At 67.0% G+C, this 20,718-nt stretch carries 16 protein-coding genes and 1 pseudogene; 12 read left to right on the top strand and 5 right to left on the bottom strand.

Features of this window, described 5'->3' with window-relative positions; all coding sequences use genetic code 11:
* Positions 1–295: 295 nt before the first annotated feature.
* A pseudogene (locus tag WAW17_RS10890) lies at positions 296–1,329 on the top strand (FAD-dependent monooxygenase); the annotation flags it as partial.
* Between the two features lie 36 nt (positions 1,330–1,365).
* Here the strand turns inward: WAW17_RS10890 and WAW17_RS10885 are convergent.
* Both WAW17_RS10885 and WAW17_RS10880 read right to left on the bottom strand, forming a co-directional pair.
* Positions 1,366–2,517, bottom strand: coding sequence for an acyl-CoA dehydrogenase family protein (locus tag WAW17_RS10885; protein WP_422332994.1), 1,152 nt, complete (start codon positions 2,515–2,517; stop codon positions 1,366–1,368).
* On the bottom strand, positions 2,517–3,749 hold the full coding sequence (locus WAW17_RS10880) for an acyl-CoA dehydrogenase family protein (RefSeq protein ID WP_422332993.1): 1,233 nt from the start codon (positions 3,747–3,749) through the stop codon (positions 2,517–2,519). Before WAW17_RS10880 ends, WAW17_RS10885 begins: the two co-directional genes overlap by 1 nt.
* Before the next feature lie 322 nt (positions 3,750–4,071).
* Between WAW17_RS10880 and WAW17_RS10875 the strand changes: the two genes are divergently transcribed.
* The 3 genes from WAW17_RS10875 (at position 4,072) to WAW17_RS10865 (ending at position 6,669) form a co-directional block, all read left to right on the top strand.
* On the top strand, positions 4,072–4,896 hold the full coding sequence (locus WAW17_RS10875) for an MBL fold metallo-hydrolase (protein ID WP_422332992.1): 825 nt from the start codon (positions 4,072–4,074) through the stop codon (positions 4,894–4,896).
* A gap of 81 nt (positions 4,897–4,977) precedes the next feature.
* Complete coding sequence (locus WAW17_RS10870; RefSeq protein ID WP_422332991.1) at positions 4,978–5,166, top strand: adenylate cyclase; 189 nt, start codon at positions 4,978–4,980, stop codon at positions 5,164–5,166.
* A 108-nt stretch (positions 5,167–5,274) separates the two neighbouring features.
* Positions 5,275–6,669 (top strand): NAD(P)/FAD-dependent oxidoreductase, encoded by a 1,395-nt coding sequence (locus WAW17_RS10865; RefSeq protein WP_422332990.1) that lies wholly within the window; start codon positions 5,275–5,277, stop codon positions 6,667–6,669.
* Positions 6,670–6,733: 64 nt separating this feature from the next.
* Here the strand turns inward: WAW17_RS10865 and WAW17_RS10860 are convergent, their stop codons facing one another.
* Both WAW17_RS10860 and WAW17_RS10855 read right to left on the bottom strand, forming a co-directional pair.
* Positions 6,734–7,195, bottom strand: coding sequence for a PaaI family thioesterase (locus WAW17_RS10860; protein WP_422332989.1), 462 nt, complete (start codon positions 7,193–7,195; stop codon positions 6,734–6,736).
* 266 nt (positions 7,196–7,461) lie between these two features.
* The gene (locus WAW17_RS10855; protein WP_422332988.1) at positions 7,462–8,205 is read right to left on the bottom strand and encodes a hypothetical protein; all 744 of its coding nucleotides are present in this window, start codon (positions 8,203–8,205) and stop codon (positions 7,462–7,464) included.
* 234 nt (positions 8,206–8,439) lie between these two features.
* Between WAW17_RS10855 and WAW17_RS10850 the strand changes: the two genes are divergently transcribed.
* The 3 genes from WAW17_RS10850 to WAW17_RS10840 are packed head-to-tail and all read left to right on the top strand — an operon-like array spanning position 8,440 to position 11,848.
* A complete protein-coding gene (locus WAW17_RS10850) occupies positions 8,440–9,909 on the top strand; it encodes a FecCD family ABC transporter permease (RefSeq protein ID WP_422332987.1) in 1,470 nt (489 codons plus the stop codon).
* Positions 9,906–11,012, top strand: a complete 1,107-nt coding sequence (locus WAW17_RS10845; protein WP_422332986.1) for a FecCD family ABC transporter permease — start codon at positions 9,906–9,908, stop codon at positions 11,010–11,012. The genes WAW17_RS10850 and WAW17_RS10845 overlap by 4 nt, the downstream gene beginning before the upstream one ends.
* Positions 11,009–11,848 (top strand): ABC transporter ATP-binding protein, encoded by an 840-nt coding sequence (locus WAW17_RS10840; RefSeq protein WP_422332985.1) that lies wholly within the window; start codon positions 11,009–11,011, stop codon positions 11,846–11,848. Before WAW17_RS10845 ends, WAW17_RS10840 begins: the two co-directional genes overlap by 4 nt.
* Positions 11,849–11,896: 48 nt before the next feature.
* Here WAW17_RS10840 and WAW17_RS10835 read toward each other — a convergent pair whose 3' ends face one another.
* Positions 11,897–14,461, bottom strand: coding sequence for a bifunctional lysylphosphatidylglycerol flippase/synthetase MprF (locus tag WAW17_RS10835; protein ID WP_422332984.1), 2,565 nt, complete (start codon positions 14,459–14,461; stop codon positions 11,897–11,899).
* A 170-nt stretch (positions 14,462–14,631) separates the two neighbouring features.
* Between WAW17_RS10835 and WAW17_RS10830 the strand changes: the two genes are divergently transcribed.
* The 5 genes from WAW17_RS10830 to WAW17_RS10810 form a co-directional block, all read left to right on the top strand.
* On the top strand, positions 14,632–15,045 hold the full coding sequence (locus WAW17_RS10830; protein WP_422332983.1) for a BlaI/MecI/CopY family transcriptional regulator: 414 nt from the start codon (positions 14,632–14,634) through the stop codon (positions 15,043–15,045).
* Between the two features lie 26 nt (positions 15,046–15,071).
* Positions 15,072–16,025 carry a M56 family metallopeptidase gene (locus tag WAW17_RS10825; protein ID WP_422332982.1) on the top strand — a complete coding sequence of 318 codons (954 nt, stop codon included), beginning with the start codon at positions 15,072–15,074 and terminating at the stop codon, positions 16,023–16,025.
* Positions 16,026–16,250: 225 nt separating this feature from the next.
* Entirely contained in the window at positions 16,251–18,149 is a 1,899-nt protein-coding gene (locus tag WAW17_RS10820; protein WP_422332981.1) for a DEAD/DEAH box helicase, read from the top strand.
* 145 nt (positions 18,150–18,294) lie between these two features.
* The gene (gene gndA / locus WAW17_RS10815) at positions 18,295–19,746 is read left to right on the top strand and encodes an NADP-dependent phosphogluconate dehydrogenase (protein ID WP_422332980.1); all 1,452 of its coding nucleotides are present in this window, start codon (positions 18,295–18,297) and stop codon (positions 19,744–19,746) included.
* A gap of 95 nt (positions 19,747–19,841) precedes the next feature.
* On the top strand, positions 19,842–20,718 hold an 877-nt coding region (locus WAW17_RS10810), incomplete at its 3' end, for a DEAD/DEAH box helicase (protein WP_422332979.1).

Genomic DNA, 20,718 nt, shown 5'->3' with positions numbered 1-20,718 from the left:
CTCCCCGGACCGCGGACGCCGTCACCTCGATCGCCACTGACGTCCTTTGACGAGGAGCTACGTGTCCCGAAAACCGCCGCCACAACGCCTGTCTCGAGCCTCCCAATCGCGCGGCACGCATGCTACGAAGGTCCGTAGATCGGTCCGACCCTCGGGGCGGGCCGTGAGTCATTTCAAGGCTAGGTGACGACGGCTGACGGGCGGTGACGAGGCGTGCACGGTGGGGTCAAAGTTCTACGGCGGCTCGGCCGGCACCGCACGCTTGTACGTGGAGGCTGACCGCTCCCGGGTCGACGACTACTACCTCGTCGGCTGCGACGGCGGCCGCAGCGCGGTGCGCAAGCTGCTCGGCGTGGGCTTTCCCGGCGAGCCCACCAGGGTCGAGACGCTGCTGGGTGAGGTGGAGCTGACCGCGGCACCGGAGACATTGGACGCCGTCGTGGCCGAAGTCCGCAAGACCGAGTTGCGATTCGGCGCCGTCCCCCTCGGCGACGGGCTGTACCGCATCGTCGCCCCTTCAGCCGGGGAATCAGAGGACCGCACGATCGCGCCCACCCTGGACGAGCTGAAGCAGCAGGTACGAAAGCTCGCCGGCACCGACCTCGGCGTGCACTCACCGCGCTGGCTCTCCCGCTTCGGCGACGCCACCCGGCAGGCCGAACGCTTCCGGACCGGGCGGGTGCTGCTGGCCGGCGACGCGGCGCACATCCACCCACGGACCGGCGGGCAGGGACTCAACCTCGGCATTCAGGACGCATTCAACCTGGGCTGGAAACTGGCCGCCGAAGTAGGCGGCTGGGCGCCGGACGGGTTGTTGGACAGTTACCACACCGAACGGCACCCGGTGGCTGCCGACGTGCTGGAGAATACCCGCGCGTAGATGACGCTGATGGGAACCGATCCGGGTGCGGCCGCCCTGCGGAAGATGTTCTCGAAGCTGATGGATTTCGAGGAGGTGAACCGGTATGTCACCGGATTGATCGCCGCGATCGGGGTGCGCTACGAGGTCGGCAGTGGTCACGAACTGCTCGGTCGGCGAATGCGCGACCTGAAATTGACAGCGCGGGCGTCTGGACGAGCTGATGCACGCCGGCCGCGGGCTCCTCCTCGATCAGACCGGTCGGCTCTCGGTGGCGGCAGGCCCGGGTCGACCACGTCGTCGACGTCAGCGAGGACTTGGCCGTGCCTGCCGTACTGCTGCGGCCGGACGGCTACCCGAGTGGTTCGGCGCTGCGGCCGGCTGAGCACGCTCGCGGACAGGTTCTCCGATGTGACGCGCGGGGACGGTCCCCGAAATTCGGCCGCCGACCCACTCTGGCGTCACCGTGATCTGAGAGTGGGTCGGCGCGACTTCAGTAGAACGGCCTACTTGATCTTGGTCAACGCCGCGTACCGTGCGATGTGCTGATCGGCCGACCCGAACTCCTGTTCGATGACGGTGAGTCGTTTGAAGTAGTGGCCGACGGCCAATTCTTCGGTCATACCCATACCGCCGTGCAACTGAACCGCATTCTGTCCGATGAAGCGGGCCGCGCGAGACACTGTCGCCTTCGCCGCCGAGACGGCGCGGGCCCGGTCGGCCGGTTCGGCCTCGAGGTTGAGGATCGCGAGATAGACCGCGGCGACGGATTGTTCGAGTTCCATGAACATGTCGACCATGCGGTGCTGCAGCGCCTGGAAGCTGCCGATCGGCTGACCGAACTGCTGCCGCTGCTTGGTGTATTCGACCGTGTCGGCCAACACCTTTCGCATGCACCCCACCGCTTCCGCCGCCACAGCTGCCGTTGCCTCGTCCGCTACGCGGTCAATCGCCGTCCAGGCGTCTCCCTCGGCGCCCAGTAGAGCATCGGCCGGAATGCGAAGTCCGCTGAAGGTCAGATCCGCGGCGCGCCGATCGTCGATCGTCCGGTACGCATGCACCTCGACGCCGGCCGGCGGGTTCTCGGCGTCGAACTCGACGAGGAAGAGCGACACACCGGCCGTGTCGCGCCTGTCCCCCGACGTCCGGGCGGTCACCAGAAGGCGAGTGGCGAGTGGCGCACTGGTGACGACGATCTTGGCGCCGTCGAGCACCCACTCCTCGCCGTCTCGGCGTGCGATGGTCGAGACATCGTGGAGCGCACAGCCGGACGACGCCTCCGTGGCTGCGAACGCGACGACCGCGTCACCGGACACGATCTCCGCCAGTACCGATTCGGCCTTCTCGCCACCGATGCGGCTCAGCAGACCGGCGCCGATGACGACGGTGTCGACGTACGGCTCGATGACCAGTCCGTAACCGAGCGCTTCCGCGACGACCATCAGTTCCACGGGTCCGCCGCCGATTCCGCCGAGTTCTTCCGGCAGGGTGGCGCCCAGGATGCCGAGTTCCTCGGCGAAGCCGCGCCAGATCTCGGGTTGCCAGCCGTTGCCGGTGGTGGCGACCTTCCGGCTCCTGGAGAGGTCGTATCGAGTGGCGAGGAACTTGGCGATCGAATCGCGAAGGAGTTCCTGCTCCTTGGTCAAGCTGAAGTCCATCAGAGCCCCAATGCTGCTTTGGCGAGAATGTTTCGTTGGATCTCGTTACTGCCGGCGTAGATCGAGCCGGCGCGGTCGTTGAAGTAGCGCAACGGAGCTACCGCTTGCCATTCGTCACCGCTGAGGTAGTCGTCGGTGGGCGGTGTGTAATCGGCAATCGGGCCACCCGGTTTGGTGGCGTGCGGTTGGTAGACGCGTCCGCGTGGGCCTGCCGCCTCGAGGGTGAGCCCGGTGAGGGTCTGACTCAGTTCGGTGCCCAGAATCTTGAGCATCGACGAGGCGGGACCGGGGTCCCTGCCTTCCGCCATGGCGGACATCGTCCGGTATTCGAGGACCTCGAGCACCTGCGTGCGGATGCGGGCCTCGGCCAGTCTCGCCGAGAAGGCGGGGTCGTCGATCAGCGGGCGTCCGTCCGGTCCCGGTTGCTCGGCCGCTGCGGCGGCCAGCGATGCCGCCATTACCTGCAGTGCGGGTGCCGCGGCACCGCCGCCGCGCTCGAACACGAGAAGGTATTTCGCCACAGTCCATCCCGCGTCGATCTCCCCCAGCACGTTGGCCTTGGGCACGCGGACTGCGTCGAAGAAGACCTGATTCTGGACCTCTTCACCCGAGGTCATCACCAGCGGGCGAATCTCGATGCCGGGCGAGTTCATATCGATCAGGACGAAGGTGATTCCGTGCTGCTTCTTGGCTGTACGGGAGGTGCGCACGAGGGCGAACATCCAGTTCGCCTCGGTGGCATGCGTGGTCCAGATCTTGCTGCCGGTGACCACGAGGTCGTCGCCGTCGTCGACCGCGGCCATGCTGAGCGACGCGAGATCCGACCCTGCCTCGGGTTCGGAGTATCCCTGACAGAAGAACACTTCGCCGGTGAGGATTCCGGGAAGGTAGAAGGCCTTCTGCTCCGGCGTTCCGAACGCGATGATGGCGTGTGCGACCATCCGGATCCCCATGGGAGACAAGCTCGGTGCGCCGGCGAGGGTCGATTCGCGGCTGAAGATGTAGTGCTGGGTGAGGCTCCAGTCGCAGCCGCCGTGTTCGACCGGCCAGGCGGGCGCAGCCCAACCGCGCTCATGCAGGACCCGCTGCCATTCCATGCTGGCCTCGTGATCGGAATACACGCTCGTCGCCAATCGGCCGGCACGACGCAGTTCCGGAGTCAGTTTCTCGTCGAGAAACGCCCGCACCTCCTCCCGGAATGCCTGATCGGCCGCTGACCACCCATAATCCATCTTCACTCCCGCACAACTCGCTGTGCAGCTCTGCGCCGGAGCGGCACATTCTGCGAACCTTCGTTAACTTCAACCGATCGAATGCTCGGTACGACGGAATGTACTTGCACCTCGAGGCAGCGTCAACAACTACCCCACCTTCGAGCACTCCCCCGATCCGCCATTCACTCATCAGCGGCGGGGTCGTCCGCATCGCTGCGACTTCCGCGGGCTCGTGCAACCGGTACATCCCGCATGCTGCTGTCGGCGAATCCTCCGCCTCCAGCAGTGGGCTCACGCGATTACTCCTCTCCGGAGCTTCGTGAGAATGCATGATCGATATGTGCCATTTCATCTCTGCGCAACCTGCGGCGTCGAACAGGACCCGAATTCCTCCCTGGCCGGCGAGTGCGTGATCTGCGCGGACGAGCGCCAGTACCTTCCGCCCGGCGGTCAGCAGTGGACCACCGTCGAAGAGATGGCCGCTACCGGTCACCATGTGGCCGTCCACGAGGTCGAACCGAACCTGCACGGTTTATCCGTGGAACCGAAAGCAGGGATCGGGCAGCAGTCCCTTCTGATCTGCAGCCCGTCCGGGTCGCTGCTGTGGGATCCGATCGGCTTCCTCGACTCGGCGGCGGTCGAGACGGTGACCGCACACGGTCCGGTGCTCGCTGTCGCCGCCAGCCACCCGCACATGTTCGGGGTGCAGACACAGTGGTCGCGGGCGCTCGGCAATGTGCCGATCCTGGTCGCGGAGGCCGACCGGTCGTGGCTGTCACGCGCTGACGGCCGGGTCGAGTTCTGGTCGGGCACCCGGGAGGTGGTCCCCGGCCTGACTCTGCACCAGATCGGGGGCCACTTCCCCGGCAGCGCCGTCGCACACTGGGGTGCCGGTGCAGAGGGGCGTGGGGTGCTCCTGACCGGAGACGGTGTGTTTCCCAACCCGGATCGCCGCACCGTGTCCTTTCTCCGCTCCTATCCGAATCGGCTTCCGCTGTCCGCGGCCGTGGTGCGGCGCATCGCGGAGCAGTTGTCGCATCTCGACTTCGACCGGATCATCGGCAATTTCGACAACGCGATCGACACCGGCGGGCGCGCCGCGCTCGAATACTCCGCGGACCGGCACTGTGCATGGGTCGACGGGAAGTTCGACCACCTCACCTGACGACGCGTCCGCTTCGCTGACTCCGGGACACGCAGACTCGTCGCGCAGTACCGTGATGCGGAGACCGAGGAGGCTGATCTGATGGATTTGACGGCAATTGGAGTGGTATTCGGCTACACCGTGGTCGCGCTCGTCATCGTCATCGTGACGGTGGGGTGCACGGCGTTGTTCATTATCTCGATCAAGTCGGACTACGTGGAACCGGAGTCCACAGCGCTGTCATCGAGAAAGACACTCGACCGGTCGAGACAACGCCCGCTCCGCCGCTGAGGATCCGACGCGGTGCCGTTGTCACGGACATGACGCGTGACTTACCGAGACGCTCATGATCGCGGCGACTACCGTTGCACCTGACGCCTAGATCACGAGGAGTACTGAATGAGTATCCAGTCGGTCGAGTCGCGCCGCCATCACGTCGTGGTTATCGGATCCGGCTTCGGTGGGCTTTTCGGCACGCAGGCCCTCGCCAAGGCTGATGTCGACGTCACCATGATTGCCCGCACCACGCACCATCTCTTTCAGCCGTTGCTGTATCAGGTGGCCACCGGAATCCTTTCCGTCGGCGACATCGCCCCCGCCACCAGGCTGGTGCTGCGCAAGCAGAAGAACGCGCAGGTTCTGCTGGGAGAGGTGGAGACGATCGACCTCGACGCGAAGACGGTCACCTCACGCTTTTTGGACCGCACCACCGTCATCCCCTACGACAGCCTTATCGTCGCGGCGGGCGCCGGACAGTCCTACTTCGGTAACGACCACTTCGCCGAATTTGCGCCCGGCATGAAGACCATCGACGACGCCCTCGAACTGCGTGGTCGCATTCTCGGCGCATTCGAGCAGGCGGAGTTGTCGGACGATCCCGAGGAGCGTGCGCGGCTACTCACATTCGTCGTGGTCGGTGCCGGCCCGACCGGGGTGGAGCTGGCGGGTCAGATCGCCGAGCTGTCGCGGCGGACCCTGTCCGGAGCGTTCCGCAATATCGATCCCCGCGAGGCGCGGGTCATCCTGCTCGACGGCGCCGACAACGTGCTGCCGGTGTACGGCGGCAAGCTCAGTCGCAAGGCGGCCCAGCAGCTCGAAAAGCTGGGCGTCGAAATCCAGTTGGGCGCCCTCGTCACGGATGTCGACGTGGACGGTCTGGTCGTCAAGGACAAGGACGGAACACAGCGTCGCATCGATTCGCAGTGCAAGGTGTGGTCGGCGGGTGTCCAGGCGAGCCCGCTGGGTCGTCGGATCGCCGAGCAGTCCGAGGCCGAGGTGGACCGCGCGGGCCGTGTTCTGGTCAACCCGGACCTGACCGTTCCCGGGCATCCCGACGTGTTCGTCGTGGGCGACATGATGGCTCTCGACGCGCTGCCCGGCCTCGCGCAGGTAGCCATGCAGGGTGGGAAGTACGCGGCCCGGCAGATCGTGGCGGGGCTGAACGGGCAGAAACCGGAAGACCGCGCGCCCTTCAGGTATTTCGACAAGGGCAGCATGGCCACCATCTCCCGGTTCAGTGCGGTCGCGCAGGTCGGCAGGCTCGAGATCAGCGGTTTTATCGGCTGGGTCGCCTGGTTGGCGATCCACTTGCTGTATCTCGTGGGGTTCCGCAGCCGACTCTCCACGCTGTTGTCGTGGACGGTCGCGTTCCTCGGCCGTGGGCGGGCGCAGATGGCGTCTACCGAGCAGCAGGTGTTCGCCCGTAACGCGATGCAACGATTGAGCAGGCACGAGAATGCGAACGGGGTGGGCGTGGGTGGCTCGCCGGGCGGCAGCGAGAAGGCTGTCGGGTAACCGCATCCGATGCTGATGAGGGGACGGACTGTGGGTCTGTCCCCCCATCAGGGTTGTGGAGCCGTCAGTTGCCGAGCTTGCCGGTGTCGGTGATGTTCGCCAACCGGACCTGACCCTTCGCGACCAATCGATCGTTGTCGTCGGTGATACGGACCTCCCACAACTGCTGGGTGCGGCCACGGTGGATGGGGCTGGCCTCCGCGGTCAAGGTGCCCTCGCGGGTGGCGCGGAGGAAGTCGGTGTTGTTGTTGACCCCCACCACGTGACCGCGCCCTCCGAGCCACACCGTTCCGGCTGTGCTGGCCACGGATTCGACGACGGAGCAGTACACACCGCCGTGCTGAATCCCGGCCGGCTGGTGAAGGTCGGGGGTGATCGTCCAGCGTGCCCGCACCCGGTCGGGGCCGAGTTCGATGTATTCGAGTCCGATGAATGCGTCGAATCCCTTGCCGAGCTTGCCCAGCATCTCGGTGGAGTCGATCTCCCCCGCGTCGCTCACCGTCTGCTGCTCACCGGAACCAGTCATGCCACTCTCCATCACGTCACTGTGCGGTTTCGCACAATCAAGGTTGCTGTGCGCTCTCGCAGCGCATGCGTCTTCCTGCCTACACGACGCGGACGATCCCGGTACACGCAGGTGACGCAAACGGATCGGCGGGCCACACACCGTGTGGGGTGAGGCCCGCCGTGGGATGGACCGGGAGTCTCTGCAGCCCTCAGGACTCCGGCACGGTCCGGTGGTTCGGTATCGGCGGTGGTCTGCGTTTCCACCGTTCCGAATTCGGATCGAGTCTAGGTAGGACTTTCCTGGTAGCGCCCGGAATTCGTCGGCCGCAGCGGCCGGGTGCAGTGCGGGTGCGGGGTGCGCCCCCGGGAGCGGACGGGCACCCCCGTCGCCACGAAAGCATCGAGCAGACCCTGGCCGCGGCGCTGGGCGACGGCCTCGCCCTCACCCGCGAGAATCGGCAGGAAGGTGGCGGTGCCGAGTACCGATTCCCCGACGAGTGCCCAGAACCTGTCTTCGTCGAGTGGGCCGCATGCGGCGACGGCGTCGAATACGGCGCGCAGGGACGTGAGGCAGCGATGGACGGTCCACAGCAGCAGCGCTTGTTCGCAGGGCACGGTCACCGTGCGCGGATGACCCGTGAAGGGATCATCCGGAAGAACGCGCAGGGTCTCGTCCACCACGCCGGCCCAGTCGATGTTCTCGTCGCTGTCCATGTGGATCCAGAGATTTTCCACTCCCGGATCCCACGCACGCCCCTCGAGGACGACGAGGGCGACGACCCGGCCGACCACGGCATGGATGAGAGAGGTTGCCACCTGCGTGACCGCGACATCGGCGATCGGAACGTCTTCGAGCGAACGGGCGAACATCCGGGAGACCCGGTCGCCGCGCAGATCCTTCGCGAGAGACCACCATCGACGTTTCCCCTCGTCCGCCATGGTCGCGACCGCGAACATGCGCGGATAGTCGGGGTTCAACGAACGCAGACGCGAGCAGGACGCATCGAGCGCAGTCTCGCGGGTAGTCATGGTCGAAGTCACCGTGCTCTCCAATCGTTCGGGCCAATCGTTCGGACCGCTGCGATCAACATAGGTGAGCCTAACCAAATATGCATGACGAATCCGGTGTGATTCAGGACACCCCGAATCCTCCGCGGGCTCAAAGGCACCGCCTGCTGTGGCAGGGGAGATAGGGTTCCGTAACCTAACAGCTGAAAGACGGCAGACCCCGTTCAGCGCGCACAACAGGAGCCACATCCGCCAGTGACGACGACCAGACCGATCGGCGGCGAGATCCCGCGCCTCGCGACCGACGAAGGGTACGGAAAGCGCGAGATACCGCGCGGTCCGGCGCCCGCGTACCTTCGGGTACTCGCAGCGCTACTCGACCTCGGGATCGTGGCCGTCCCGCTGATCGTGGGATGGTACGTCGTCGACGCGTTGAGCGACTCGAACGGCGGCGGCCAGGCCGATCGCCTGGTATTCGGCGGCGCGGCCGTCGCCGTCGCGGCAGGGCTCGCTCTGTGGAACCACGGTGCCCGGGAAGGCAACACGGGGCAGAGTTCCGGCAAGGGCTGGGTGGGTCTGGTCACCCGGGACAGCGACACCCTGGGCGCGATCGGACCCGCACGGTCGCTGCAACGCCCGTTCGTGCGCACCGGAACCGAGGTGGTCCGGGTGACGACCGCCGACGACGAAGGATTCGCCGCCCGCCGAACCGACATGTCGGTAAAGGGAATCCGCGGCCGCCGCCTCCTCGGGCTCGGCGCGCTGATGGTGCTGCTGGCGCTGGTTCTCCTCGCCAGCGTGGCGGTCGGTGCCCGCCCGCTCTCGTTCGCCGAGATCTTCCACGCGCTCCTCGACGCCGACGGATCGCAAACCGACATCATCGTGCACACGTTGCGCGGCCCGCGCACCGTGCTGGGACTGGTCGTCGGGATGTCGCTCGGTGTGGCAGGCGCGCTGATCCAGGGGCACACCCGCAATCCTCTGGCGGATGCCGGACTGCTCGGCCTCAATGCCGGCGCCGCGTTCTTGGTGGTGCTCTCGATGTACCTGTTCGGGTTCAGCTCACCCAGCGAGTACCTGTGGTTCGCGTTCGCCGGATCGTTCGCCGCCAGCGTCATCGTGTTCGGGCTGTCCTCCATCGGCGGCGGCGGTGCCGGTCCGCTCAGTCTCGCGCTGGCCGGGGCGGCGGTGGCGTTCTTCCTGCAGGCGATGACGAACGCGATCATCATCGCCGATCAATCCAGCCTGGACTCCTACCGTTTCTGGGTGGTCGGCTCGGTGGCCGGTCGCGGATTCGACGTGCTGTGGCAGGTGCTGCCGTTCCTCGTACTCGGCCTGCTGATCGCGCTGGCGAGCACGCCCGGCCTCAACGTCCTGAGCCTCGGCGAGGATGTGGCCCGGTCGCTGGGCAGCAACATCGCCGCGAGCCGCACACTCGGCATTGTCGCCATCACATTGCTGACCGGTGCCGCCACCGCGGCCTGCGGTCCGATCGCCTTCATCGGGCTTGTCGCCCCCCACGTGGCCCGGGCGATCACCGGACCCGACTACCGCTGGCTGGTTCCCTATGCGGGGCTGCTGGGCGGTGTCATGTTGGTGACGGCGGACGTGATCGGACGGGTCGTGGTGCGGCCCGGTGAACTACAGGTGGGAATCGTGCTCGCCACCTTCGGCGCCCCGTTCTTCATTGCGTTGGTTCGGCGGAGAAAGCTGGCAAGGTTGTGAGCATCGCCGGCAAGTTCCGTCCCGACACCGAGGCCGCCGGGGTGGCCCGGGTTCCGTCGCGGCCGGCATTCCGCGTCGGGCCCCTCTCCCTGGTGTTGCGTCCCCTCGTCATCGCGGTGACCCTGGTCCTGCTCGTGGTGCTGTTCCTCATGTTCTGCCTGAACATCGGGCGCGGCGACTACCCGCTGTCCATTCCCGAGGTGACCCAGGTGTTGATCGGTGGTGGCACCAGGGCGCAGCGGTTCATCGTCATGGATCTGCGGCTGCCGCGGTCGCTGACCGGTGTGTTCATCGGGATGGCACTCGGCCTGGCCGGCGCGATCACCCAGTCCATCGCACGCAACCCGCTCGCGAGTCCCGACATCCTCGGTATCACCTCGGGTGCGGGTGCCGCCGCGGTCGCGCTCATCGTCCTCGGCGGTGGCGGTTCCTTCGTCGGACTGCTCGCAACCCTGGGTATCCCGCTGGCTGCCCTGATCGGTGGCCTGCTGACCGCCCTGGTGATCTACCTGCTGGCGTGGCGCGGCGGTGTGGAGGGATACCGGATGATCCTCATCGGCATCGGAATCAACGCCATGCTGATCGCCGTCACCGGATGGCTCCTCATCTCCGCGGACATCAACGACGCCTCCCGCGCCCAGGTGTGGCTCAACGGTTCCCTCAACGGTGCGTCGTGGAACCAGGTGTGGCCCGTCGCGATCAGCGTCGTCCTGCTCGGCGGCTATGCCCTGGTGTCGTCCTTCACGTTGGGTGCGCTTCGTCTCGGCGACGACAACGCGGTGTCGCTGGGAGTGCGGTTGCAGTGGTCGCAGGCCTGGTTGCTGCTCATTGCCGTCGCCCTGGCTGGTGTCGCGACGGCAGCCGCGGGCCCGGTCGGTTTCGTCGCCCTCGCCGCCCCTCAGGTGGCACTGCGCCTGGTGCGTTCGGCCGGTCCCCCGCTCATCGCATCGGCGTTGACGGGCGCCGTCCTGGTCGTCGGCAGTGATGTCGTCGCCCGCACGATTCTGCCCGTGGAACTGCCCGTCGGGATCGTCACCTCCGCCCTCGGTGGTCCCTTCCTGCTGTATCTGCTGGTTCGCAACAATCGGAAGGTCTCGGTATGACCGTGCAACCCGACGCTCGCCTGATCGCCGACGACGTGACCCTGGCGTACGGCGACCGGATCATCGTCGAGCACCTCGACCTCGAGGTGAAGACGGGGGTGATCACCACGGTGATCGGCCCCAACGGCTGCGGAAAGTCCACACTGTTGCGGGCGCTGGGCCGGCTTCTCAAACCCCGCAACGGGTCGGTGTTGCTCGACGGCACGGCCATCGGATCGATGCGGACGAAGGAGGTGGCGCGCACCCTGGGCATGCTGCCGCAGGCGCCCGTCGCCCCCGAAGGTCTCACGGTGGCCGACCTCGTGGCGCGCGGCCGGCATCCGCACCAGTCCTGGATCCGGCAGTGGTCCTCCGACGACGAAGACGAGGTAGCGGAAGCGCTCGCCTTGACCGGGGTGTCCGAGTTCGCGGACCGTCCGGTCGACGAGTTGTCCGGTGGACAGCGTCAGCGGGCGTGGATCTCGATGGCCCTCGCCCAGGGGACCGACATCCTCCTCCTCGACGAACCCACCACCTACCTCGATCTGGCGCACTCCATCGAGGTGCTCGACCTCGTGGACCGCATGCACGAGGAAATGGGTCGCACCGTCGTGATGGTGCTCCACGACCTCAACCTCGCGATCCGCTACAGCGACCAACTCATCGTGATGCGTGACGGCAAGATCGTCGCCTCGGGTGCACCGGAGGACATCATCTCCGCCGAACTGCTCCTCGACGTGTTCGGCCTCGAAGCGGCCGTCATCTCCGATCCGGTGTCCGATCGGCCGTTGATCGTCCCGATCGGCACCCGCCACGTGTACGGCGCGGTGGGCGGGCCGGACGCCATAACGAAGTAGACCGCGAGACGCCAGAGAGCCCGCGCCCGCCCTGAGCGGCCGTTTCGATCAGCGGCGACCGCCCACCAGTGCCTGTACAAGTCGGTAGCCCTGCCCCAGAGACATGGTCGGCAGGTATGCGCGGCCGATCGCGTTGCCGATACTCGGAAGGGCCGCGGGATCGGGGAACGTCATGTACATCGGCACGTACCGGGGCTGGAACTTCGACTTGAACGCCAGTAGCGAACGGAACCCGTACACCGGTTCGAGGGTGCGGCCGAGCAGATCGAGCACACTGTCCATCACCGACGAGAGGGTCATCGATTCGGACTGCTCCGGCTCCCCCGCCGCGCTGTCGGGTTCTTCGACCTTCGCCAGCGGCGCACCGGACAGGCTGACGAACTCCGCGCCCTCTTCTTCGAGTTTCGATGCCGCGGACGCGATGAGGAATTCCATGGTCGGGCGGAACCCGTCCGAGCGGCGGCGCATGAAGTCGAGGGTCCAGCCCACGACCCGCCCTTCCCTGTACACGGGCAGCCAGGAGGTGACTCCGTGGACGGTGCAGTCCTCGTCCACGGCGACGAGGCACCGCACCTCGGGGTCGTCGACCTCTTCGAGTCCGCCGAGGGTGAAACCCATCTCGGGCATTCCTTTGTCCGCCACCCATTCCTCGGAGATGGCGGTGATCTGGTCCCTCATCGAGTGGGGCGCGGTCGGGAAGCTCACCCATTCTGCGGTGACCCCCGACTTCTTCGCCCTGTTCAGGGCGGTCCGGATGTCCTGGAACCGCTTGCCGGTGAAAGCGATCTTTCCCAGATCGAGCACGGTCTCCTCGGCAACCTGGATGCCGCTCCAGCCGAGATCGTCGGTGACCACCCGAACCGCGCCGGTCACCGAATAGAAGCACGGGACCCATCCGTTGGCGGCGGCGAACTCCGCGAACTGTTCGATGTTGTCCCGGAGCCGGTCGGGTGGACCCACCGGGTCGCCGGTGGTCAGTGCCACACCCCCGATGACCCGGTAGGCGATGTATCCGGTGCCGACTTCGGAGAACCAGTAGGTGTTGCCACGCCAGGTCGTCATCCAGGACAGCGGGCTTCCGGTCTCCGATTTCAGGATCTGCCGGGCCCGCGCCGTTGCCTCCGGGTCGGTGCCGATCGCGGGACGAAGGAAGGTGACCATCACCAGCGTGCAGGCCGTGGCCCAGAACACCACGCCGGTCCATTCGTAGAGCAGGGTGGCCGGGATGTTCACCGGCAACAGCCGCGGGTCGAGCCACTGCAGATACACCGGCGGGACGAGACGTTCCGGGAAATCGGCCAGCAGTGTGCGCACACCGGGAGTCCGATCGAAACCGTGGCGCGCCCACAGCCCACCGAGAACGTAGAGGACGACGAGAACGGCGGTGGTCGACACCAGTGCCACGGTCAGCCGACGGTAGGTGCCTGCGGGGGCGGCGACATCGAAGTACCGACGGGTCCTCAGCAGGACCAGGAGAACCGCGAGGGGTGTCAGGAACGGCACCAGGGTGCGGTACAGGTTCGGGTCGGACAGACCGTAGAAGAGGGAGTCGTCGCCGGTGCCGATGAACCGGACCGCGAAATCGAGCAGGGACAGCGCGAGAAGAACCACCTGAGCGACGACCGCGGCCCCCCAGGCGAACCGCCGGCCGCGGCGCAGGCCGTCGCTGAGGGTGAGGAGGAAGAGCGACGGCATCACACTCAGCAGGGTGGGTCCGACCCCGGACAGGCGCAGCTCGAGCAGCCCCCGTCGGCAGTCCGGGTCGGACGGTGAGGCGTCGCAGAGTTCGCGGACCTCGGTGGCGGTCGAGGGCACTCCGGTGAACAGGTCGCGCAGCACGGCAAGGGGGCCGACGGCGTCGCGCGAGAGTGCGGCGATCAGTGGTCCGACGGCAGTGGCGGCGACGACGATCGCCACGAGGACGCGGCCCTCGCGCCGGGTGCCCGCGATCCGGGAACCCCGGGCCGACTTCCCGACGATCCAGGGCCCGGCGACGAGGCCGACCACCGCCGCCGCCAGCAGAACGACGTCCTGAAGTTGCCCGCTGAACAGAGCCAGGGTGATGGTCAAGGCGAAAACCCCGACGCGGATGCGCCGGCGGAAGAGGGTTCCCATGCTGGAACTCGCGACGAGGGCCGCACCGGCGATCCAGGTGGTCGGGCCCACCGCCACCCCGACGTGCAGGCGCAGACCCCAGGTCTCGTCGACCGCCTTCACGCTCTCCGCGAGCGCCAGGGCGAGCAGTCCACCGCCGACCTGGGTCACCACAGCGGCCAGCGCGAACCGCGCCGATCCCATTCGACGTTCCAGGGGAACGGCCGCCACCAGGATCAACAGGGTCGATACCAGGTAGGCGAAGAGATCGTCTGCCCAGAGACCGGCGGTGAGGAGAGTCCACACCCGGCCGTTCTCGAAGGCCCGGATGCCGATCGCGACGTGCTGCGACAGTGCATGCGAGGGGCCGCCCAGCACGCTCGACGTGCCGACCGCCAGCACCCAGATGGTCACCAGCAACGCGAGGCTCACCGGCGTACCCCGGACAACTCCACGCTGCAGGGCGACGACTCGCCGCCATCGGGCGCCATCTTGTGCTACCGCGACGTCATTGCTCATCCGCAGGTCACGCTCTCCAGAAATTGAACGAAGGAAACCCATCCGGGGCCGACGGCCACTCCCAGACGGTAAACCACCTGATCAGCCTATGATCATTACCACACGCCGAACCGACGTTTTACTACCACCAGTAGTACGCATCCGTGTCGTTGTGTCCGTAGTATTGGTGCATGGCAGGACTTGGCGAACTCGAACGCGCAGTAATGGAACACCTGTGGTCCCACGCGGAACCGCAAACCGTGCGACAGGTGCACGAGGCATTGGCAGCGCGACGCGAACTCGCCTACACGACGGTGATGACCGTGCTGCAGCGGCTGGCGAAAAAGCATCTGGTCATCCAGCAGCGGGACGACCGCGCGCACCGGTACCTCCCCGTCCATCAGCGTGAAGAGCTCGTTGCGAGCCTCATGGTCGATGCCCTCCAGCAAGCAGACAAGTCGGGTAGCCGCGCAGCTGCGCTCGTGCACTTCGTGGGCCAGGTAGGGGCGGACGAGGCCGATGCGCTTCGTGCGGCGCTGGCCGCGCTCGAAGCGAAGCAGAAGTCGATCGGTGACAACGATCAGGGAACTGTTCGCGTCGGCTGACCTTCGTCATGCATGATGGTGGGGACATGGACGCCACGACCGCGCTGGTATTCGGAGTACTCGCTCTTCTTCTTGCAGGGCCGGTCCCTGCCCTCCTCAGCCGCGCCCGATGGCCCCACCGCACTCCCCGCGCCGCGCTCGTGCTGTGGCAGGCGATCGCCCTGGCCGCGGTTCTCTCCGCGTTCAGCTCCGGGCTCGCCATCGCCAGCCAACTCCTGGTCCCGGGGCCCGACGGAAAACCGACCACCGCTCCGATGGAGGAGATCGATGCCCTCGGCGTTCCGTTGTGGCTGCTCTACGTCGTTGTCTTCGCCCTCACTCTTCTCGTCGGTGCGAAACTGATCTTCTCGATCGTGCGGGTCGCGGTGCGCACCCGCCGCAGACGTGCCCGCCATCGCATGCTTGTCGATCTGCTCGACCAGTGCGATTCGCCGTCGCTGCTCGCGCGTACCCCGGATCTGCGCGTGCTCGACGTCACCGAGCCGATCGCGTACTGCCTGCCCGGTCTGCGTCGGCGAGTGGTGTTGAGCCAGGGCACATTCGACAATCTCGACGACAACGAGATCACGGCGATCCTCACGCATGAGCGGTCCCATCTGCGGGCCCGTCACGACCTCGTCCTCGAGGCCTTCACCGCAGTCAACGAGGCGTTCCCCCGGGTGGTGCGCAGCAAGTCCGCACTCGGCTCCGTTCAACTGCTGGTGGAAATGCTCGCCGACGATTCCGCGGTGCGGGCCACCGGGCCGACCCCGCTGGCACGGGCTCTCGTCACCTGTTCCACCTCCACCGCACCGAAGGGTGCGATGGCCGTGGGCGGCCCCAGCACCCTGCTCCGGGTTCAGCGACTCGCGTCGGATGACCCCACCACCCCCATCGCTCTCGCCGCCTACGCAGCGGCCGCGGCCATCCTGGTCGTCCCCACCGTCGCGGTGGCCGTCCCGTGGCTGACCGAGCTGAGCCGGCTCTTCCACCACGCGTAGTCGCCCACCTCACAACCCGTCCGGTGAAGAACTGGATGCGGCGTCGCGTACACTGGACGACGGCCGCCACTGCGGCCCATCAACACTGAAACGGCACACAGCCCAATTCCCCGCACTTCCGCGAATGGATTGACCAGGTGACATGTGCCCTGGCTCGTCCCTTTGTGCGTGCTGCCTGACAGCCCCCGCTCCGCGACGCGCCCTATGCCCGGAGAGGTAAACCGCGTGACCAACGCTGCCCAAATGACCGTTGTCCCCGTGACGTCTGCAGACGACGTCGTCGAAAATCCCGAAGAGACCACCACCGCGTCGGTGACGTTCGCCGAACTCGGCCTTCCCGCCGCGCTGGTTCAGGTACTCACCCGGAACTCCATCACCATCCCGTCCCCGATTCAGGCGCTGGCCCTGCCGGACGCCCTCGCCGCTGTCAATGTCCTCGGCCGCGCACAGACCGGCTCGGGCAAGACCCTGGCCTTCGGCCTCCCGATGCTCACCCGCCTCGCCCGCCACGAAGACCGGCCCGCCCCCAAGCGCCCCCGCGCCCTGGTGCTGGTTCCCACCCGTGAACTGGCCTTCCAGGTGGTCGACTCGCTCAACCCCTACGCCGCCGCCGTCGGTCTGACCGTGCGCCCGGCTGTCGGCGGTACCCCGTTCACCAAGCAGGTCGACCAGCTTCGGCGTGGCGTCGACATCCTCGTCGCCACCCCCGGCCGGTTGAACGACCACCTGCGACAGGGCACCTGTGTGCTCGACTCGATCGAGATCACCGCACTCGACGAGGCCGATCAGATGGCCGACATGGGCTTCCTGCCGGAGGTGCGCGCCATCCTCGGTCAGACCCCGGCGGACGGCCAGCGTCTGATGTTCTCCGCCACCCTGGACCGTGAGGTGCAGTCGCTGGTCCGCCAGTTCCTGCCCAACCACGTTCAGCACTCCACCGAGGACGGGCGCGCCAGCGTCGACACGATGGAGCACTTCGTGCTGCTCGTGGACCGCGGTCAGAAGGACAACGTGCTCGCGGAGATCGGTGCCCGCGACGGCCGCACCATCATGTTCGCCCGGACCAAGCTCGGCTGCGAAGGCATCACCGACCGCCTGCGCGCGGTGGGTATCGCTGCGGAGTCGCTGCACGGTGGCAAGGCGCAGAACCAGCGCACCCGTGTCCTCGAGCGGTTCAAGAACGGCCGCACCCCGGTGCTCGTTGCCACCGACGTCGCAGCCCGCGGCATCCACGTCGACGGCATCGACCTCGTCGTGCACGTCGATCCGCCGGCCGACCACAAGGACTACCTGCATCGCGCCGGACGCACCGCCCGCGCGGGTGAGAAGGGCACCGTCGTCGCGATCGTGCTGCCCAACCAGAAGCGCACCTTCAAGCGGCTGACCGGGATGGCCGGCGTCGACGCCGCCGCCGTGGCCGTCACCCCGGGCTCCGAGAAGCTCGCCTCGATCACCGGGGCCAAGAAGCCCAGCGGTGAACCGGTCCGGGAGACGTTCTCCCGCGGGGACCGGGGTGACCGCAAGTTCGGTGACCGTGGTCCGCGCCGTGACAGCGGATTCGGTGGCCGTGAAGGCGGCTACCGTGGCCGCAGCTCCGACAACCGGGGTTCGGAGAACCGGGGTGACCGCAGCTTCGATCGCAGTGGTCCGCGCCGCGACAGTCGTGACGGTGGCGGCGAGCGTAGCTTCGGTAACCGTTCGTCCGAGAACCGCTCGTTCGACAATCGGGGTCCGCGCCGCGAAGGCACCGACACCCGGTCGGGTGGCTACCGCGGTGACCGCCCGAACCGTGACGGTGACAACCGCACCGACACCCGTGGTGGTGGCTACCGCGGTGACCGCCCGACAGGCGACCGTGCACCGCGCCGCGATTACGGTGACCGCGGCGACAGCCACCGCACCGGTGGTGAGCGCAGCATCGAAGCCCGCGCCTACGACAGCCGATCCGCCTCACGCGGTAGCGACAACCGCGGCAGCGGGTTCCGGCAGGACGATCGCCGTCCCGCAGCCACCGCAGCGACCGCAGACCGCAGTGGCGCCGGGGCAGGCGGTGGATTCCGTAGCCGGACCGATCGTCGCAGCTACGACGGGTTCGACGGACCCCGTCGCGATCGACGCAGCTGATCTTTTCCCGAACGGGCTGAGAGCGTGATTTATGGGCCGGCCATCGCATGTGCGATGGCCGGCCCTCATGTGTTTGTCTTAGGACATCGGAACTTGTGAGTACCGCCGATTTGTGGACCGCCGAACGAGAGGAAATGCTGTCTTCATGACTGACACCACCACCGAGGGCGCCCGCGCCCAGATCGGTGTCACCGGACTGGCCGTGATGGGATCGAACATCGCCCGCAATTTCGCTCGGCACGGGCATACCGTCGCGCTGCACAACCGCAGCATCGCCAAGACCGATGCGCTGATCAACGAGCACGGAGACGACGGCGACTTCGTGCGCACCGAAACCATCGAGGAGTTCGTGGCTGCGCTGCAGAAGCCGCGCCGCGTGCTCATCATGGTCAAGGCGGGCGACCCCACCGACGCGGTCATCGAGGAACTCGCCGCCGCGATGGAACCGGGCGACATCATCATCGACGGCGGCAACGCCCTCTACACCGACACCATCCGCCGCGAGGCGTCCCTCCGTGAGCGGGGCCTGCACTTCGTCGGCGCCGGCATCTCCGGCGGCGAGGAAGGTGCCCTCAACGGTCCGTCGATCATGCCCGGCGGACCCAAGGAGTCGTACGAGGCCCTCGGCCCGCTCCTCGAATCGATTGCCGCGCAGGTCGACGGAACCCCGTGCTGCACCCATATCGGACCCGACGGTTCCGGGCACTTCGTGAAGATGGTCCACAACGGCATCGAGTACGCCGACATGCAGCTCATCGGCGAGGCGTACAACCTTCTCGGTTCCGCCCTCGGCTACGACGCGGACAAGATCGCCGACGTGTTCACCGAATGGAACTCGGGCGATCTGGAGAGCTACCTCGTCGAGATCACGGCCGAGGTGCTGCGCCAGAAGGACGCCAAGACCGGTAAGGCTCTCGTCGATGTGATCGTCGACGCCGCCGAGCAGAAGGGCACCGGCCGCTGGACGGTCAAGTCCGCCCTCGATCTCGGTGTCCCGGTGACCGGTATCGCCGAGGCCGTGTTCGCCCGCGCGCTGTCGGGCTCACGCGAACAACGCAGGGCCGCCGCCGGTCTCGCGTCCGGTCAGCTTGCCGAGAAGCCCGGCGATGCCGCCCGGTTCACCGAGGACATCCGGCAGGCCCTGTACGCGTCGAAGGTTGTCGCCTACGCGCAGGGATTCGATCAGATCGCAGCCGGCAGCGCCGAATACGACTGGAACCTGCACCCCGCCGACCTGGCCACCATCTGGCGTGGCGGCTGCATCATCCGGGCCCGGTTCCTCAACCGCATCAAGGACGCCTACGACGAGAATCCGCAGCTGCCCAGCCTGATCCTGGCCCCGTACTTCCGGGAGGCCATCGAGACGGCGATCGACAGCTGGCGCCGCGTGGTGTCCACCGCCACCTTGCTCGGCATTCCGGTGCCGGCGTTCGCGTCGTCGCTGTCGTACTACGACGCGTTGCGGGCCGAGCGGTTGCCGGCTGCGCTGACGCAGGGTCAGCGCGACTTCTTCGGCGCCCACACCTACGAGCGCACCGACAGTGAGGGCAAGTTCCACACGCTGTGGAGCGGCGACCGCAGCGAAGTGCAGGCCTGAGCCCTCACCACCCACATGCCACGGCCGTGACGCGGATCTTCTCGCGTCACGGCCGACGCATCGGGTGACCCGTGCGCAGGCGGTAGCCTTCTGACATGTCCGAACACGAGAAGTCCTCCTCCGCAGCGGTGGGTGAGACGTTCCTCGAGCTCGGTCTGCCCGCGGTGATGACCCACGCCCTCGACCGCGCCGGCATCACCGACCCGTTCCCCATTCAGATCGCCACCATCCCCGACGTACTCGCCGGCAAGGACGTGCTCGGCCGGGCCCCCACCGGCTCCGGGAAGACCCTCGCGTTCGGTTTGCCGATGTTGGTGCGTCTTGCGGGCGCCGCGAGTCGGCGCGGGTTTCCCCGCGCCGTCGTGCTGGTCCCGACCCGGGAGCTTGCCCTGCAGATCGAGCAGGCCCTCGACGAACCGGCCCTGTCGATGGGGCTGCGGGTGGCCAACGTGGTCGGAGGTATCCCGATCAAACGCCAGGCCGAGATTCTCTCCCGTGGCGTGGATCTGCTGATCGCGACGCCCGGACGACTGGCCGATCACATGTCCCAGGGTTCGGTATCCCTCGACGACGTCACCGTGACCACCCTCGACGAAGCCGATCACATGGCCGAGATGGGCTTCATGCCGCAGGTGAAGCGAATCCTCGACAAGACCCCGGCGGGCAGTCAGCGGTTACTGTTCTCGGCCACCCTCGACGGTGAGGTCGACACGCTGGTGAAGCGCTACCTGCGCGAACCGGTGACCCATTCGACCGCGCCGGCTACGGCGGCGGTGACGACCATGCAGCACCACCTTCTGTTCGTCGACCGGGAGGACAAGTATTCGGTTGTGGCGCACATCGGTTCACGATCCGGGCGGACCCTGATGTTCGTGCGCACCAAACACGGGGTGGACCGGGTGGCGAAGGAACTGCATGCCGCCGGAATCTCCGCCGGGGCGTTGCACGGCGGCAAGACACAGAACATCCGCA

The organism is Rhodococcus sp. (in: high G+C Gram-positive bacteria), assembly GCF_049286785.1.
Lineage (GTDB): Bacteria > Actinomycetota > Actinomycetes > Mycobacteriales > Mycobacteriaceae > Rhodococcus_F.
The sequence above is the reverse complement of the archived record's forward strand: the minus strand, read 5'-3'. Positions and strand labels throughout refer to the sequence as shown.

Bases quoted from the DNA above. Each gene is read 5' to 3' on its own strand.
- WAW17_RS10885 (WP_422332994.1), bottom strand. From the start codon at position 2,517: ATGGACTTCAGCTTGACCAAGGAGCAGGAACTCCTTCGCGATTCGATC.
- WAW17_RS10880 (WP_422332993.1), bottom strand. From the start codon at position 3,749: ATGGATTATGGGTGGTCAGCGGCCGATCAGGCATTCCGGGAGGAGGTG.
- WAW17_RS10870 (WP_422332991.1), top strand. From the start codon at position 4,978: ATGGATTTGACGGCAATTGGAGTGGTATTCGGCTACACCGTGGTCGCG.
- WAW17_RS10865 (WP_422332990.1), top strand. From the start codon at position 5,275: ATGAGTATCCAGTCGGTCGAGTCGCGCCGCCATCACGTCGTGGTTATC.
- WAW17_RS10860 (WP_422332989.1), bottom strand. From the start codon at position 7,195: ATGACTGGTTCCGGTGAGCAGCAGACGGTGAGCGACGCGGGGGAGATC.
- WAW17_RS10855 (WP_422332988.1), bottom strand. From the start codon at position 8,205: ATGACTACCCGCGAGACTGCGCTCGATGCGTCCTGCTCGCGTCTGCGT.
- WAW17_RS10840 (WP_422332985.1), top strand. From the start codon at position 11,009: ATGACCGTGCAACCCGACGCTCGCCTGATCGCCGACGACGTGACCCTG.
- WAW17_RS10835 (WP_422332984.1), bottom strand. From the start codon at position 14,461: ATGAGCAATGACGTCGCGGTAGCACAAGATGGCGCCCGATGGCGGCGA.
- WAW17_RS10830 (WP_422332983.1), top strand. From the start codon at position 14,632: ATGGCAGGACTTGGCGAACTCGAACGCGCAGTAATGGAACACCTGTGG.
- WAW17_RS10825 (WP_422332982.1), top strand. From the start codon at position 15,072: ATGGACGCCACGACCGCGCTGGTATTCGGAGTACTCGCTCTTCTTCTT.
- gndA (WP_422332980.1), top strand. From the start codon at position 18,295: ATGACTGACACCACCACCGAGGGCGCCCGCGCCCAGATCGGTGTCACC.